This window comes from Mesorhizobium sp. M8A.F.Ca.ET.218.01.1.1, from assembly GCF_004791165.1.
In the GTDB taxonomy this organism is placed as follows: Bacteria; Pseudomonadota; Alphaproteobacteria; order Rhizobiales; family Rhizobiaceae; genus Mesorhizobium.
The window spans coordinates 1-374 of the sequence record NZ_SRUZ01000076.1 but is presented as its reverse complement, the minus strand read 5'-3'; the positions used below and the strand labels follow the sequence as shown (position 1 = coordinate 374).

Genomic DNA, 374 nt, shown 5'->3' with positions numbered 1-374 from the left:
ATCGTAGCGACGCATGACGGCCTGCTGGTCGTAGCAGGACTTCGCCGCGGTATCGTACTCGTCGGAGATTTTTTCTCCCCGCGGCGTCGTCAGGAAGAACTCCGGCTCGACACCGGTCTTGACGCGCATGCCCAATTCGGCCGCGTCCGCCACCAGACGCTTGAGTGTGTTGCGTGGCGCCTGTTCGACGCCTTTGCCTTCCATCACGCAGTCTGAGGCGACCCAGGCTACATCCCGCTTCCACGGCAGTTGGATGACGGAGGAGGCATCCGGAACCGCCAGCATGTCGGGATGTGCCGGCGTCAGGTCGAGCCAGGTGGCGAAGCCGGCAAAACCGGCACCATCCTTCTGCATGTCGGCGATTGCTTGAGCGG

1 pseudogene is annotated in these 374 nt (G+C 63.4%); it reads right to left on the bottom strand.

Annotated elements, in window-relative coordinates:
* A pseudogene (locus tag EN861_RS34455) lies at positions 1-374 on the bottom strand (type III glutamate--ammonia ligase); the annotation flags it as partial.